Here is a 14800-nt window from a genome sequence, read left to right on the forward strand (position 1 = left end):
ATTGTCTGGTGACTACTGGGAGGACGAGGTGTTCTCTGTGCCACCTCTGGATTCCCTGGAGAGAACAAGCGACTCGGCCGTGTTCGACTGGCTGGAGCTCCATTTCCCTTTCTCGGGCGGCAAGATCGATTGGCGCCGCGTGGAGGGGAAGCACCAGCACTGGAACATCGACGACGAGCAGTTGCTCGCGGCGAGTGCGTCCAGGGAGATCTGTGCACGAGTCAGGCCGGGATCGGTGGTCGAGCACGTGGGAGACGGACTTTCTCCCTACGGCGTGCGCTTCGCCGAAAGCGAAGCCGCTTCGGTCACGGCTGCACTCCTTGAGGTGCCGGAGCATCACTACTTCCTCGCAGAGGATCGAGCGTGGATCGTGGTGGTCTCCAGCGAAGGTGACCTGGATGTCCTGGAGCGAGCCGGCGCTTAGCCGAATGCGGGAGGGACCAGAGTGACCCTCACCTCCGCCTGATGTCCGACGTCTGAGAGCAGCGCCCCCATCGGCAGCGGTGTCGATGGGGGCGCTGCGTCGTCCGGCGGTTGCGTCAGCGGATGAAAGGGGCCCGAGCAGGGGGATCGACTTCCCGGCTTTCCCGTTCCTCGCGGGCCGCAGGGCAGTGCGTCAGCCCGTCTTGGCCCAGTCGCCGCAGCCCGACGACTTGAAGTAGGCGTCGGAGGCGGTGACCTTCACGATGGCCGTGCCCGTCACGTTGTCGTTGGCGAGGATCGCGTCCGTGTCGTGGCTCGCGTCCTTCGCGCGCTCCCAGTAGCACTCGGCGTCCTTGTTGCCCGTGGACTTGTACGTGCCGGGGGCGATGTCGACGCCCACCTTGAACATGCCGCCGTCGCCCTTGAGCGTGGTCTTGGGGGTGCCGGTCGCCTTCGGGTCGACGGCCTCCCACGTTCCGCAGCCGGAGGACTTGAAGAGCTTGTCCGACTTCTTGATCTCGACGTAGCTGGTGCCCGTCACGTTGTCGTTGGCGAGGATCGAGTCCGCGTCCCCGGAGGCGCTCTTGGCGCGCTCCCAGTAGCACTCGGCGTCCTTGTTGCCCGTGGAGCGGTAGAGGCCGGGCTTCACGTCCGTGCCCGCCTCGAAATCGCCGTCGCCGTCGATCGTGACGACCTTCTTCCCGGGGTCCTTGGACTCGGGGGCCCTCTTGTCGCCGCCCCGCTTCGCGGACTGCTCCTGCTTCGTGCCGGCCTTGGGAGAGTCGGTGTCACCGCCCCCGCCGACCGCCGCGCCGATCACGACGACGGCGACGACCGCGCCGACGGCGGTGAGGACCTTGTGGCGGGCGAACCAGTTGCGCTGCTGCTGAGACATGGCTGTTGCACCTTCCGGGCGCTGTAAGGACTCCGTGTTCGATGACGTAATCACAGCAGACCCTGTGAACCGAGTCAACATCATTCACAAGGTTCGAGTCCGGTCATGCCGTGAACCGGTGTGAGCGGTAAGATCGGTGTGTTCACACGCGTACGAGGGAGACGGACAGGTGCCCGAAGAGAGCACGACAGAGGTCACCGCCGCCGGCATCGCCCGGCTGGCGGGCGTCGGCAGGGCCGCCGTCAGCAACTGGCGCCGCCGCCACGCCGACTTCCCCAAGCCCGTCGGCGGGACGGAGACCAGCCCCTCCTTCGCCCTCGGCGAGGTCGAGCAGTGGCTGCGCGACCAGGGCAAACTCGCCGAGGTCCCGCTCCGTGAGCGCGTCTGGCAGCAGCTCGCCAGCCATCCCGCCGGCACCGTCGCCGGTCTCGTGCACACCGGCTGCGTCCTGCTCCTGCTCCGCGAGCGGCCGGGTGCCTGGACCGGACTCGCCGGGCTTCCCGACGACCGGCTCGGCGACGTTCTGCCCGACGCCCTCGAAGAGGTCCTCGCCGTCCGCTTCGGCGTGCCGAGGGCCGTCCGCACCCCCACCCCGGCGGAGACGGCGACCGCCCTCCCCCTGCTCCGCGCCGCCGTCGAGCTGGCCGCCGAGCTCGGCGGCGTCCGCCCGGCCTTCGAGTTCCTGCTCGGCCGCCACCTGGACGCCAATCCCCGGCAGTACACCCTCACCCCACCCCCGCTCGCCGAACTCATGGCAGAGCTCGCGGCCGCCGCGGCCTCCGACGGCCGCCCCCTCGCCAACGTCGTCGATCCGGCCTCCGGCACCGGTGGCCTGCTGCGCGCCGTCCCGCGTCCCACCGCGCTGTACGCCCAGGACACCGACCCCGACCTTGCCGCTCTCACCGCCCTGCGGCTGGCCCTCCACGGCGATGCCGACATCCGCTGCGCCACCGCCGACACCCTCCGCGCCGACGCCTTCCCGGACCTGGCCGCCGACGCCGTCCTGTGCCACCCCCCGTTCAACGAACGGACCTGGGGCCACGACGAGCTCGCCTACGACCCTCGCTGGGAGTACGGCTTCCCGGCCCGCACGGAATCCGAGCTGGCCTGGGTGCAGCACGCCCTCGCCCGACTCCGTGACGGCGGGGCCGCGGTCCTCCTCATGCCGCCCGCCGTCGCCTCCCGCCGCTCCGGCCGCCGCATCCGCGCCGACCTCCTGCGCCGCGGCGCGCTGCGGGCCGTCGTCGCCCTCCCGGCCGGCGCCGCGCCCCCGTACGGCATCCCGCTCCACCTCTGGGTCCTCGTCCGGCCAGGCACCGGACAGCGGCCCCCGGCGGAGACCCTGTTCGTGGACACCGCCGGGCTCGTCCCCGACGCCGGCCGCGACAAGCTCCCCTGGACCACCCTCCGGAACACGGTCCTCGACGCCTGGGAGGCCCGGGGCGGCGAGGAGCCCGTGGCCCGCGCCGTCCCCGTCATCGAACTCCTCGACGACGAGGTCGACCTCGCCCCCGCCCGCTATCTCACCGCCCCCGCCGCAGGTGGCACCGCCCCCGAACTCGCCTCCGTCCGCGACCGCCTGGACGAGACCCTGCGCCGCACCCGGAGCCTCACCCCCACCCCCGTCCCCGCGCGCTCCGGACCCCGCCCCCTGACGACGGTCGGCGAACTGGCCCGTACCGGAGCCCTCCAGCTCCGCACCGGCGGCTCCGGCACGGCCCCCGAGGGCGACGCCCTCCCCGTCCTAACCGAGCACGACGTCCTGTCCGGCGGCGCACCCTCCGGAACCCTGCCCGCCGGCGGCCCGGCCGAGGAACCCGTCCTCGTGGCCGAGGGCGATGTCGTCGTCCCCGTCCTCGGCGGCGGCTCCGTCACCCGGGTCGTGGACGCCGCCACCGCGGGCGCGGCCCTCGGCCGCAACCTCCAGCTGCTGCGGCCCGATCCGGCCGCCCTCGACCCCTGGTTCCTCGCCGGTTTCCTGCGCGGAACCGCCAACAACCGGCAGGCGAGCAGTTTCGCCTCGACCGCCACCCGGCTTGACGTGCGCCGCCTCCAGCTGCCCCGGCTGCCCCTCGTCGACCAGCGCCGCCACGGCGCCCAGTTCAAGTCCCTCGCGGAGTTCGAGGAGGCCCTGCGTCTCGCCACCCGCCTCGGCGAGCAGCTCGTCCAGGGCCTGTACGACGGTCTTGCCGACGGCAGCGTGGAGCCCGGGTGACGACAGGGGCATGGAGACCCGGTGAAGACCGTCCTATCCTCTTAGCCTGATCATCCGTCCGGGGGAGCGTCGTATGCACGGCCAGGTGCCCACACCCACACCGTCGCGGGCCGCCGGCCCGTCGGCGGCCACGATCACCGTCCGCGTGCTCATCACGGTCCTGGTGATCCTGTCCCTGGGGTTCCTCGCCTGGGTCGCCATGCTCCGGATCGCGATCATGCGGCGTGCAGGTCGGGACTGGGCTCTCTTCTGGGGTCAGTTGGCCCTCAACATCGCCTGTGTGGTGCCACTGGAGCAGCGGTTCACCGGCACGTGGATGAACACTGCCGGCATGGTGGTCCTCCTCGTGCAGATGGCGCTCGTGACCTGCTATTTCCTGGTGGTCGACATCCGCCACCACCAGCCCGCCCCGGTCGTGGTCATGGTTCCGTCAGCGGGAGCGCCCCCGTATCCGTACCTCGCTCCCGGCTACGGCTATCCGCCGGGAGAGGTCACGGCGCCCCGCCCGGTTCCGGGCCCCGGCCGAGGCCCGAGCCCGTACGCGTCCGCCCCGCCGCTGCCGCTGGTCCCTCCGTCCGTGCCCGCCCAGGCGCCCCGCATCGACCAGGTCCGCGCCGAGCTCGACGAGCTGAGCGACCTGCTGCGGTACAAGAGGGAAGACGACGGTCGCGCGTGAACGGGCGGGTCATCGGCGGGCGTTACGAGCTCTCCACCGTCATCGGCCAGGGCGGGATGGGCCAGGTCTGGACGGCGTACGACGGACGCCTCGACCGCCGGGTCGCGGTGAAGCTGCTCCGGCCGGCCACCATGACGGGACCGGCCACCGCCGCCGAGGAGCTGCGGCGCCGTTTCGTGCGCGAGTGCCGGGTGACCGCGCAGGTCGACCACCCCGGCCTGGTGACCGTGCACGACGCGGGCAGCGACGGCGACGACCTCTACCTCGTCATGCAGTACGTGGAGGGCGCGGACCTCGCCGACCACCTCGCCGAGCACGACCCGTACCCCTGGGAGTGGGCGGTCAGCGTCGCCGCGCAGCTCTGCGCGGTGCTCGCCGCCGTGCACGCGGTGCCGATCGTGCACCGCGACCTCAAGCCGCGGAACGTGATGATCCGCCCGGACGGCACCGTGACCGTCCTCGACCTGGGCGTCGCCTCCGTCCTGGACACCGACACCACCCGGCTCACGCAGACCGGTTCGCCCATCGGCAGCCCGGCGTACATGGCGCCCGAGCAGGCCATGGGCGGCGCCGTCGGCCCGTCCACCGACCTGTACGCGCTGGGGGTCCTGCTCCACGAACTCCTCAGCGGGGACGTGCCGTTCGCTGGCTCCACCGCGCTCGGCGTGCTGCACCGGCACCTGTACGAGCCGCCCGCGCCGCTCCGGCAGCTGCGGCCCGAGGTCCCCGAAGTGCTCGAGGCGCTGGTCCTGCGGCTGCTCGCCAAGGACCCGCAGGCGCGGCCGTCCGGCGCGCACGAGGTGTACGAGCACCTGCTGCCGCTGCTCCCCGCGCGCGGGGCCCCGGCGGGGCCGATGGACCCGACCCGGCCGTTCCTGCGCCCGCACGCGCCCTGGCCGGAGCGGTCGGCGACGCGGGCCGCGGTGGTCCCGCCGGTGCCGGTGACGCCTCCGCGGGCCGATCCCCGCACCGACCCCCGGGTGTACGGAAGCGGGGCGCCCGCGCGTCCCGACGTCGCCGCGGCCGTCGAGGAGGTGAAACGGCTGCTCGGGGAGGGCTCGCTCACCCAGGCCGTCGACATGCTCGGCGCCATCCTGCCCGCCGCGGCGGCCGAGCACGGCGAGCGGTCACCGGTCGTCCGCATCCTGCGCAAGCAGTACGCGTCGACGCTGATGGACGACGGCCAGTACCGGCGCGCACTGCCGGAGCTGCGCCGGCTCGCGGAGGACCGGGGTGCGGAGGCGGGCCCGGCGGACCCGCAGTTCCTGCAGTTCCGCCACGACGCGGCGCTCTGCCTGGAGCAGCTGGGGGAGACGGACGCCGCGCTCGCGGAGTTCCGCGCGGTCCTGCCGTACTACGAGCGGGACCTGGCGCGCGCCTTCGACATCCGGCAGCGGATCGGGCTGCTGCTCCTGGCGGCGGGCCGGCACACGGCCGGGCAGGAGGAGCTCCAGCGGCTGCTGTTCGACGCGGAGCGCGCTTACGGCCCGTATCACCCGCTTCCGGTCGACTTGCGGCGGGCGTTGGACCATCAGCGCCGGCTCGGTCCGTGAACAGGGCGGGACGCCAGGATCACGACTCGGCAACTGATCACCTAGCAGATCTTCGTGATCCCTTTTGCCTGTTTTGGCGCATGTAACGTTCGCGTCTGATCATGTTCACGTCCCCAAGGAACTCCAGATGACGACGCCGTCCGCTCCCCCCGCCCCTGAGCAGCAGCAGCCTGCCGCCCCCGCCAAGAAGGGTGGCACCTTCCTCAAGAAGGTCGGCGGCGTCATCGTCGCGATCGTCGTCGCCCTCGCTGTGAAGCTCGGCCTTCCGTACCTCACGGGCGACGCGCCGGTGCACGCCGAGGCCGGCGAGTGCGTCACGGTCAGCGGCCCCGACAACGACCCGAAGGTCGACAGCGCGGACTGCTCCTCCGGCAAGGCCGACCTCTTCAAGGTCGTCAAGGTGGTCGACGGCACCTTCGACGTCGAGAAGTGCGGCGAGGTCGGCCAGGTCGCGCTCGCGCAGGAGCTGAAGTCGGACAAGTTCGTCCTGTGCATGGACGAGGTCGCCGCGAAGTAGGCGCGCGCCACTCGCGAGAAGGGCCGGAACCCACGGGTTCCGGCCCTTCTCCGCGTCAGGGCGACTCCAGCGGCCGGGGCGCTGAGACCACCGGCGCAGGGGGGACGCCCGGGGAGTCAGGGGTTTCCGGGACGGGTGAGGGCGCAGGGGGCGCGCCCGTGCGCTCCGGGGTGCGGGCGGGCGGCACCGGGTCCGGGTTCGCGGGCCCGTGCGGGAGCAGGAGGAGGACGCACACGGCGGCCACGGCTGCGGCCGTCCCGAGCGCCGCGAAGACGACCGCGCGGACCCGGCGCGTCCCCCGGCGGCGCCCCTGCGGAGGCGGGTCGCGGCGCAGGTCGCGGTAGGTGACGAGCGCGGCGCGGGCGGCGAGCGCGGCGCGCAGCCGTTCCTCGACGGGTGAGGTCATCGGCCCGCCTCCAGTCCCTTCCCGAGCTTTCTCTCCAGGGCGTCGAGGGCGCGGCTCGCGGTGGACTTCACCGTGCCGCGCGAGAGCCCGAGGGTCTGCGCGATCTGCGCCTCCGTCAGCTCCGACCAGTAGCGCAGCACCAGCACCTCGCGCTGCCTGCGCGTCAGTTCCGCCAGTGCGTCGAGGACCTGCCGGTGCTCCTCGGCGAGGAGCAGTCCCTCCTCGACGGGCGCGCCGGTGCCGGGGTGGGGCGGGGTGTACGCGCGCGCGGTGCGGCGCCGGCGCAGCACGGAGCGGGCCGCGTTGACGACGGCGGTGTGCAGGTACGCCCCGGGGTCCTGGAGTCCGTCGAGCGAGGTGCCGTAGGCCCGGCACACGGCGGCGAACGCGTCCTGCACGACGTCCTCGGCGGTCGGCAGGTCGTCCACCAGGAACAGCGCGAGCCGCACCATGTCGAGCCGCCGCGCCTGGTAGAGCTCGGTGAGGGTGGGCGCGGGCCCGTCGCCGTACGGAGCGCCGACGGCCCGCAGAGGCCGTTCCGGTACGGGCACGAACGCGTCCCGGGCCGCACGGGAGACGCGCGCGAGCAGCCGGGACCACCGGGGTGGCGCCAGGGTCAGGGGGAGGGCGTACGGCATGGGCCTCGATCCGTCGGGGAGGGGGCGAGCGGGCGGACCCGGGGGCGGGCCCGCCCGCTCACCCTGCGGCGCTACTTACCGGGCGCGATCACGCGGGGCTCGTCACCGACGGGCGCGGGCGCGGGCGCGGGAGCCGGGACCGGGGCGGGCGCGGGCTTCGGCGCGGCGACCGGCCGAGGCGCGGCGGGCGCGGGCGCGGGGACGGGCCGGGGCGCGCCGGCCTTCGGCGCGGCGGGCGCCGGAGCCGGTCGGGGCGCGGTGGCCGGCCTTGGCGCGGTGGCCGGCCTCGGCGCGGTGGCCGGCCTCGGCGCGGCGGGCGCGGCCTCCGGCGCGGCCGGCCGGGCCTCCGGCTTGGGCGCGGCCACAGGCTTCGGCGCCGCGGGTGCGGCCTCCGGGGCGGCGGGGGCCGGCTTCGGGGCCTGGTCGGCGACGGCCTGCGCGGCGAACCCGCCGCCGAGGAGCAGCGCGGCACCGGTGACGAGGCCCAGGATCCGGGGGCGGGGGCGGTAGTTCCGCCTGGCGTGGCTGGACATGGGTGGGTTCTCCCGAGGAAGTGTCGGAACACGGTCTGGAACATCGGATGAAGGGCGCCTTCAACCCACCAGACGTGCGGCACCGCCCGAGGTTGCGAACCGGGTCCGGGAAATTTCCCCCACAAGAAAGAAGCGAGAGGGAAACACGCACCTCTCGCACTCTCAACGTATAGCGCACAGGGGGGCTTGCGGCAAGGCCCCCTCCGTGGCGCAGAATCGCTCCTCGAAGCCAGAAGATGAGAAATCGGGAGTTCCCCTACATGACGTCCCTTATTGCCGGTGTGTTCGATCTGTCCGGCAACCTCTCCCCCAAGGCCGCCCCGGCGCTGATCGCGGGCGACGAGCAGCACTTCGCGGACATCGCGAAGTGCCTCGACGAGACGATCGCCGAGCTGTCGGCGCGCCTCGACGCCGAGCGGAGGGCGCCCGGCGGTGTCGGCCGGGAGGCGATGGACCGGGACGCGGAGATCCACCGGCTGTCCGGCCGCCTGCGGACGCTGCGCCGCTTCGGCCTGGACCTGTGCCTGGGCCGGGTGGTCGGGGCGGACGACCCGGAGCCCGTGTACATCGGGCGGCTCGGCCTCACCGACAGCACCGGCCGCCGGCTGCTCATCGACTGGCGCTCCCCGGCGGCGGAACCTTTCTTCGCGGCGACGCACGCGAACCCCATGGGCCTGGCGAGCCGCCGCCGCTACCGCTGGTCCGGTGGCCGGATCACGGACTACTGGGACGAGGTGTTCACCGCCGAGGGCCTCGAAGGGCATGCCGCGCTCGACGACCAGTCCGCGTTCATCGCCAGCCTGGGCGGCAACCGCTCGCCCCGGATGCGGGACGTGCTCGCCACGATCCAGTCCGACCAGGACGCCATCATCCGCGCGGGCTCGCGCGGCGCCCTCGTCGTCGACGGCGGCCCCGGTACGGGAAAGACGGTCGTCGCCCTGCACCGCACCGCGCACCTCCTCTACGCCGACCCGCGCCTCGGGCACCGCCGGGGCGGGGTGCTGTTCGTCGGCCCTCACCAGCCCTACCTGAACTACGTCGCCGACGTCCTGCCCAGCCTCGGCGAGGAGGGCGTACGGACCTGCACCGTGCGCGACCTGGTGGCCGAGGGGGCGAAGGCGCCGGCGGAGAGCGACCCGGAGGTGGCGCGCCTGAAGTCCTCGCGGGCCATGGTGGAGGCGATCGAGAAGGCCGTCGCGTTCTACGAGGAGCCGCCCACCGAGGACATGACCGTCTCCACGCACTGGTCGGCCATCCGGCTGACCGCCGCCGACTGGGCGGAGGCCTTCGACGCGGTGGAGCCGGGGACCCCGCACAACGAGGGGCGCGAGCAGGTCTGGGAGCACCTGGTCTCGATCCTGTTCGACAAGTACGACGGCGAGGAGGTCCCGGAGGAGCAGTTCCGCAAATCGCTGCGCCAGGACCGGGAGCTGTCCGGGGCGCTCCACAGCGCGTGGCCGATGCTGGAGGCCGCCGACCTCGTCGGCGACCTGTGGACGGTCCCCGCGTACCTGCGGATGTGCGCGCCCTGGCTGACCCCCGACGAGGTGAAGCGGTTGCGACGGGCGGACGGCCAGGCGTGGACGGTCTCCGACCTGCCGCTCCTGGACGCGGCCCGGCAGCGGCTCGGCGACCCGGCCACGGCCCGGCTGGCGCTGCGGCGCAAGGCGTCCGTCGCCGCCGAGCGCGCGCGCATGGCGGGGGTCATCGACAGCATCGTCGCGGCCGACCCCGACGGCGAGGGCGCGGTCACGATGCTGCACGGCAAGGACCTCCAGGAGACCCTGGTCGACGAGAGCGCCCTGCCGGCAGCCGAAGTGGAACCGCTGGACGGGCCGTTCGCCCACATCGTGGTGGACGAGGCGCAGGAACTGACCGACGCGGAGTGGCAGATGCTGCTGCTCCGCTGCCCGTCGAAGAGCTTCACGATCGTCGGCGACCGCGCGCAGGCCCGGCACGGCTTCACCGAGTCGTGGCGGGAGCGCCTGGAGCGGGTCGGCTTCGACCGTATCGACATGACGTCCCTGAGCATCAACTACCGCACGCCGGAAGAGGTCATGACGGAGGCCGAGCCCGTCATCCGCGCCGCCCTCCCCGACGCGAACGTCCCGACGTCCATCCGCAGCAACGGCGTCCCGGTCGCCCACGCCCCGGCCGCGGACCTGGAGGCGATCCTCGACACCTGGCTCGACGAGAACGCCGAGGGCGTGGCCTGCGTCATCGGCGCACCCGCCTTCCGCGAGCGCCCCCGCGTCCGCTCGCTCACGCCGTCGCTCGCGAAGGGCCTGGAGTTCGACCTGGTCGTCCTCGTCGACCCGGACTCCTTCGGTGAGGGCATCGAGGGTGCGGTCGACCGCTACGTGGCGATGACCCGCGCGACCCAGCGTCTGGTGATCCTGACGAGCGCCTGACCGTACGGAGCGGCCTCCGCCCGGGGTGGACGGAGGCCGCGGTGGGCGGAGGCCGCGGTGCCGAACGGCGTCAGCCCGCCTGCGGCTCCCGCTTCATGGACCACAGGACCGGGCCGCCGCCCGGCAGGGAGAACTCGTCGCGGACGGTGAAGCCGAAGTGCTCGTAGACCGGGAGGTTGTCCGGCTTCGAGGACTCCAGGTAGACCGGCAGGCCCGCCGCGTCGGCCTTGGCGAGGCCGGAGCGGAGGAGGGCGGAGCCGTGGCCCCGGCCCCGGGCGGCGGGGTCGGCGCCGATGACCGCGAGGTACCAGTGGGGTTCGGTCGGCCCGTGCTCGGCGGCGGCCATGACGGCCTCCCGGAAGACCGGGGCGCGGTCGCCGAGGATCTCCACGAGCTCCTGCACGGTCTCCGCGTCGGGTACGGCCTTGTCCGCGCCCTCGGGCGCCACCCAGAAGGCGGCGGCCGAGTCGGTGCGCTCGCAGACGCCGTGGAGGCCGTACTGCCGGGTGAAGAGGGTCGTGAAGTAGCGGCCGAGGTCCGTCTCGCGAGAGGCGTCGTCGGGGAAGAACCAGCGCATCATCGGGTCGTCGCCGAAGGCGGAGGCCAGCGTGCGGCTGACCGTGCGGGCGTCGTCGATCGTGGCCGTCTTCGGTGTGTTCGCAAGGGGCATAGGGGTCATTCTGTACCCGCGATGATCTTGGTCGGGGCGGGGGTGGGGCCTCGACCGTCGGTGCTGGTCAGGCGGCCACGGCGGGCAGGGAGCCGGAGAGCCGGCGGCTCCGGCTCCTGCGCGGGAGCCCCCGAAGTGCCGCCGGTCGACGGAGAACGGCGTGCGACGATGCCCGGGTGCGAGAACCGCGTGAACTGAGCGAGCTGACCCGGGTCGACGAGCCGGCGTGGCCGCAGCTCGAAGCGGAGCTGCGGGCGGCGAGGGTGCCCGTCGAGGTGCTGGCCGCCGACCCCGGCCGGGCGGCGGCCACGCTCCTGCGGACGCAGGTCACCGTCGGCTCGTACCTCGGGGCGTTCCTGTTCCGCACCGGCGGGGCACTCGTCGACGGCGGCTGGCTGCGGGTGTACGGCAGCCCGGCCGCCCACAACGACCGGCGCCTGCCCGGCCTCGCCCGGGTCAACGGCCACCCCGCCGAACCCGACCCCGCCCGTCGGCCCGCCGCCGGACTCGTCGTCGCCCACGACGTGCTCGGCGGGACCTTCGCCGTCCGGGGCGGTACGGAGGAGGAGACCGGACTGCCCGGCCGCCCCGGCGAGATGGTGTACTTCGCGCCCGACTCGCTGCGCTGGGACGCGATCGGCGCGGGGTACGGCGCCTGGCTGTCGTGGGTGCTCGCCGGGGGCACCGAGGAGTTCTACGAGGGGCTGCGCTGGCCCGGCTGGCGGGACGAGGTGCCCGGGATGACCGGCGGGGAGGGGCTCAGCCTCTATCCTCCCCTGTGGTCCGCCGAGGCCCACCGGGACCTGGCCGCGACCAGCCGCGCGGTCGTCCCCCTGGGGCAGCTGCTCGGACTGGAACGGGAGACGGCCCTGGAGCTCGACGGGACCGACCCGGGCTTCCTGGGGGACGTCGACGCGTGAGGAACGAACAGCGGGACGGCGCGGAGCCCCTCGCGGGCGTGACCGTACGGACCGGGCGCCTCGACCTCGTGCCGCTCGCCGTCGCGCACGCCGGCGAGATGGCCCGGGTCCTCGCCGACCCCGCCCTGCACACCTTCACCGGGGGCGCCCCGCTGACCGCGCCCGAGCTGCGGGTCCGGTACGAGCGGCTGGTCGCCGGATCGCCGGACCCGGCGGTCCTCTGGTGCAACTGGGTGGTGCGGCTCCGCGCCGGGGACCGGCTCGCCGGGACCGTGCAGGCGACGGTCACCGAGGGCGGACGGACCGCCGAGGTCGCCTGGGTGACCGGTACGGACTGGCAGGGGCGGGGGATCGCCCGCGAGGCGGCCGAGGGGCTCGTCGGGCTCCTCGTGGAGCGGGGCGTCCGTACCGTCGTCGCCCACATCCACCCCGAGCACACGGCCTCCGCCGCCGTCGCCCGCGCGGCCGGCCTCACGCCGACGGACGAGGAACAGGACGGGGAGATCCGCTGGGAGCTGCGGCCGTGAGCGCGGAGACGTTCCTCCTCCGGTTCGTGGACGGCGAGCCCGCCGGGCTGGACGTCGATCGGTTCCGCCGGGCGCGCGGCCCGCTCCTGACCGCCCGGCGCCCCGCCAGGACCATGCCCGCGAGGCCAAGGGCCGCCACCGCCCCCGCCGCCAGGCCCGCACGCAGGCCCGGGGGGCGGAAGGAACAGGAGAGTTCCCTCCCGGCCGGGACGGCGAGGAGGCCGCCGTACGGGACGGGGGCGGCGTTCTCGCAGTGCCAGCCGGCGATGCGCGGGGCCGCCACGACCGCCGTGCCCGTGAAGCCCGGCGGGAGGGTGGCCAGTATGCCGTCCGGGGTGACGTGGACCGAGGTCGCCGCGTGGGCGCGGAGCGCCGTCACCGCCGCGCGCAGCCGGTCGTGGTCCAGGCAGCCGAGTTCACCGGGCCCGGGGAGGTCCGGTCTCAGGCCGGGCACGCGCTGGACGCCCAGCGAGGTCAGGGCCGCACGCCGCTTCGGACCGCCGCCCAGGAGCCGGGTCTCGTGGTCGCCGAGGCGGGCCGTGCCCGTCGCGTCCGGGGCCCAGAGGAAGACCTCCGTACCGACCGGGCACGCGCCCGCGTGAGGGGGCCCGTACACCCGGGCGCCGAGCAGGAGTTCCTGGTTGCGGAAGGGCGACGGGCCGTAGACCGGCGGCGGGCCCGGCGGCCGTACCGTCACCAGCGGGAGGTACGTGTCCGTCCGTACGACCTCGCCGTCCCGCCAGCGCGCGCCCACCCCGAACAGCGCGTCCGTCACCGGGTTGTCCAGGCTCAGCAGGTTCCGGCCGCGCGAGGTCCAGCCGCCGCCCAGCGCGGCCAGCGTCTCCGTCAGGACCGCCGGGGTGTGGCTGCTGTAGTACGCGGCGCCCTGACCGCCCAGGAGCAGCGGGTCGTTGCCCGCGACCCGGGGAAGCCCGGGGTCCGTGCGGTACGCGGGCCAGCCGTCGGCCGCCGCCAGGGCCGCCGCCCGCCGCTCGTGCTCCGCGCCCCACGGCGGGTAGTCGTCGAGCCGGGCGAGCCGCTCCCGGTCCGCGTACGCCGTGGTCGCCGCCGCCTGCCCGAGCAGCGTCCCGGTCACCAGGAGCGCGGCGACGAGCCCGTACCGGTCCCGGCGGGGGAGCAGGAGCGCGCCGGCCACCGCCGCGAGGCCCAGGGCCGCGAGCAGCAGCGACCAGGGGGTGAGGAGGGGGCTCGGCAGGGCCCCGGCCGCGAGGGCGAGGACGACCGCCGCCCCGCCGAGGAGCGACCTGCGGTCCGGGAGGCCGTGCGCGAGGCCCGTCCAGGCGGCGATGACGAGGACGCCGGACAGGACGAAGGTCTGGCGGTACGGGCTGCCGTTCGGGGTGGCGAAGACGTGCCAGACGAGATGCGTCGGGCCCCACTGCATCGACACCGCGACCGCCGCGCACAGCCCGCCCCACAGCCACCGTTCCCGGCCCGGCACGTCCCGGCGGAAGAGCAGCGCCCCGGCGAGCAGCGGCACCGCCGTGCAGACGAAGGCCGCCGGGGTCGCGAAGCCGTACGTCACCGGCAGCAGCCGGGCCAGCACGTCCGCACCGGCCGCCGGGGCGAAGTCCCGCACCACACCCGGGTGGGCGTGCCGGGAGCCGAGGAAGACGGGGACGAGGACGGGGGCCGCGAGGCCGACGCCGATCCCGGCCGTCAGCGCCGCTCGCGCCAGGACGCGTACGCGGAAGGAGTCCGTGACCGCCAGGCGGACCAGGAGCACCAGGGCGGCGCCCAGGGTGGCCATGTACGCCGTGTAGAAGTTCGCGAGCCAGCAGACCGCCACGACCAGGGGCGCCAGGAGCGGCCGCCGCCCCTCCCGTGCCCACTCGCCCACCAGGCAGAGCAGCGGGAAGGCGATCAGACCGTCCAGCCACATCGGGTTGTACGTGCCCTCCGCGAGCGACCATCCGCACAGCGCGTACGAGGCGCCCAGGACCGCCGCCCACCACCACGCTCCGGTCGGGCCGAGGCGCCGCAGCAGGAACGTCATCGCCACCGCCGCGACCGCCGTCTTCAGGACGGTGATCCCGTACACCGCGTACTCGATGTCGCCGCGCGGGAAGAGCGCGACCAGCGGTGCGAAGGGGCTCGACAGGTAGGTGCCGTAGTCCGGCAGGAAGCTCGTGCCCCAGCCGCCCTGCCAGTCGAGCAGCGGCCCGCCGTCCGCCCGGCCGCGCAGCAGGTCCCACAGGTGCGCGTGGAACGGCACGAACTGGTTGGCGAGGTCGTTGACGGCGCGGCGGCGCGGCCCGAAGGGGAACACCCGGGCGACGGCGTCCCCGCCGCAGACGGCGACGGCGGTGAGCAGGGCGGCGAGCAGAGACGAGCGCGTGGTTTTCGGCATGACGGGTCGAATATGCCAGCGCCCGCGCGGGAGACGACGGGTCCG

General features: G+C 74.3%; 14 protein-coding genes. 8 read left to right on the top strand and 6 right to left on the bottom strand.

The window, feature by feature from the left end; all coding sequences use genetic code 11:
• The first annotated feature begins 1 nt into the window (after position 1).
• Positions 2-424 carry a hypothetical protein gene (locus tag ACZ51I_RS27975; RefSeq protein WP_468881123.1) on the top strand — a complete coding sequence of 141 codons (423 nt, stop codon included), beginning with the start codon at positions 2-4 and terminating at the stop codon, positions 422-424.
• Between the two features lie 192 nt (positions 425-616).
• Here the strand turns inward: ACZ51I_RS27975 and ACZ51I_RS27980 are convergent, their stop codons facing one another.
• Entirely contained in the window at positions 617-1318 is a 702-nt protein-coding gene (locus tag ACZ51I_RS27980; protein WP_468881125.1) for a hypothetical protein, read from the bottom strand.
• A gap of 169 nt (positions 1319-1487) precedes the next feature.
• Here ACZ51I_RS27980 and ACZ51I_RS27985 point away from each other — a divergent pair, with 169 nt between their 5' ends.
• The 4 genes from ACZ51I_RS27985 to ACZ51I_RS28000 all read left to right on the top strand — a co-directional run bounded on the left by ACZ51I_RS27985 (position 1488) and on the right by ACZ51I_RS28000 (position 6279).
• Positions 1488-3533 (top strand): N-6 DNA methylase, encoded by a 2046-nt coding sequence (locus ACZ51I_RS27985; protein ID WP_468881128.1) that lies wholly within the window; start codon positions 1488-1490, stop codon positions 3531-3533.
• A gap of 73 nt (positions 3534-3606) precedes the next feature.
• A complete protein-coding gene (locus ACZ51I_RS27990) occupies positions 3607-4209 on the top strand; it encodes a hypothetical protein (protein WP_468881130.1) in 603 nt (200 codons plus the stop codon).
• On the top strand, positions 4206-5762 hold the full coding sequence (locus ACZ51I_RS27995) for a protein kinase domain-containing protein (protein WP_468881137.1): 1557 nt from the start codon (positions 4206-4208) through the stop codon (positions 5760-5762). The genes ACZ51I_RS27990 and ACZ51I_RS27995 overlap by 4 nt, the downstream gene beginning before the upstream one ends.
• Positions 5763-5889: 127 nt before the next feature.
• Positions 5890-6279 (top strand): LppU/SCO3897 family protein, encoded by a 390-nt coding sequence (locus ACZ51I_RS28000; RefSeq protein ID WP_468881140.1) that lies wholly within the window; start codon positions 5890-5892, stop codon positions 6277-6279.
• 55 nt (positions 6280-6334) lie between these two features.
• Here ACZ51I_RS28000 and ACZ51I_RS28005 read toward each other — a convergent pair whose 3' ends face one another.
• The 3 genes from ACZ51I_RS28005 to ACZ51I_RS28015 all read right to left on the bottom strand — a co-directional run bounded on the left by ACZ51I_RS28005 (position 6335) and on the right by ACZ51I_RS28015 (position 7856).
• Positions 6335-6685 carry a hypothetical protein gene (locus ACZ51I_RS28005; protein ID WP_468881142.1) on the bottom strand — a complete coding sequence of 117 codons (351 nt, stop codon included), beginning with the start codon at positions 6683-6685 and terminating at the stop codon, positions 6335-6337.
• Positions 6682-7323 (bottom strand): RNA polymerase sigma factor, encoded by a 642-nt coding sequence (locus tag ACZ51I_RS28010; protein WP_468881145.1) that lies wholly within the window; start codon positions 7321-7323, stop codon positions 6682-6684. Before ACZ51I_RS28010 ends, ACZ51I_RS28005 begins: the two co-directional genes overlap by 4 nt.
• A gap of 71 nt (positions 7324-7394) precedes the next feature.
• Positions 7395-7856, bottom strand: coding sequence for a hypothetical protein (locus ACZ51I_RS28015; protein ID WP_468881147.1), 462 nt, complete (start codon positions 7854-7856; stop codon positions 7395-7397).
• 260 nt (positions 7857-8116) lie between these two features.
• Here ACZ51I_RS28015 and helR point away from each other — a divergent pair, with 260 nt between their 5' ends.
• Positions 8117-10267 carry an RNA polymerase recycling motor ATPase HelR gene (helR, locus tag ACZ51I_RS28020; RefSeq protein WP_468881149.1) on the top strand — a complete coding sequence of 717 codons (2151 nt, stop codon included), beginning with the start codon at positions 8117-8119 and terminating at the stop codon, positions 10265-10267.
• A 70-nt stretch (positions 10268-10337) separates the two neighbouring features.
• On the opposite strand, the gene ACZ51I_RS28025 is transcribed toward helR, so the two are convergent.
• Positions 10338-10946 (bottom strand): GNAT family N-acetyltransferase, encoded by a 609-nt coding sequence (locus tag ACZ51I_RS28025; protein ID WP_468881151.1) that lies wholly within the window; start codon positions 10944-10946, stop codon positions 10338-10340.
• A gap of 167 nt (positions 10947-11113) precedes the next feature.
• On the opposite strand from ACZ51I_RS28025, the gene ACZ51I_RS28030 reads away from it, so the two are divergent.
• Positions 11114-11857 (top strand): DUF2625 family protein, encoded by a 744-nt coding sequence (locus tag ACZ51I_RS28030; RefSeq protein WP_468881154.1) that lies wholly within the window; start codon positions 11114-11116, stop codon positions 11855-11857.
• On the top strand, positions 11854-12384 hold the full coding sequence (locus tag ACZ51I_RS28035) for a GNAT family N-acetyltransferase (RefSeq protein WP_468881157.1): 531 nt from the start codon (positions 11854-11856) through the stop codon (positions 12382-12384). Before ACZ51I_RS28030 ends, ACZ51I_RS28035 begins: the two co-directional genes overlap by 4 nt.
• Here ACZ51I_RS28035 and ACZ51I_RS28040 read toward each other — a convergent pair.
• Complete coding sequence (locus ACZ51I_RS28040; protein ID WP_468881160.1) at positions 12329-14755, bottom strand: YfhO family protein; 2427 nt, start codon at positions 14753-14755, stop codon at positions 12329-12331. The genes ACZ51I_RS28035 and ACZ51I_RS28040 overlap by 56 nt on opposite strands.
• Between the last annotated feature and the right edge of the window lie 45 nt (positions 14756-14800).

The sequence above is a fragment of the Streptomyces sp. NPDC034084 genome (assembly GCF_055575535.1).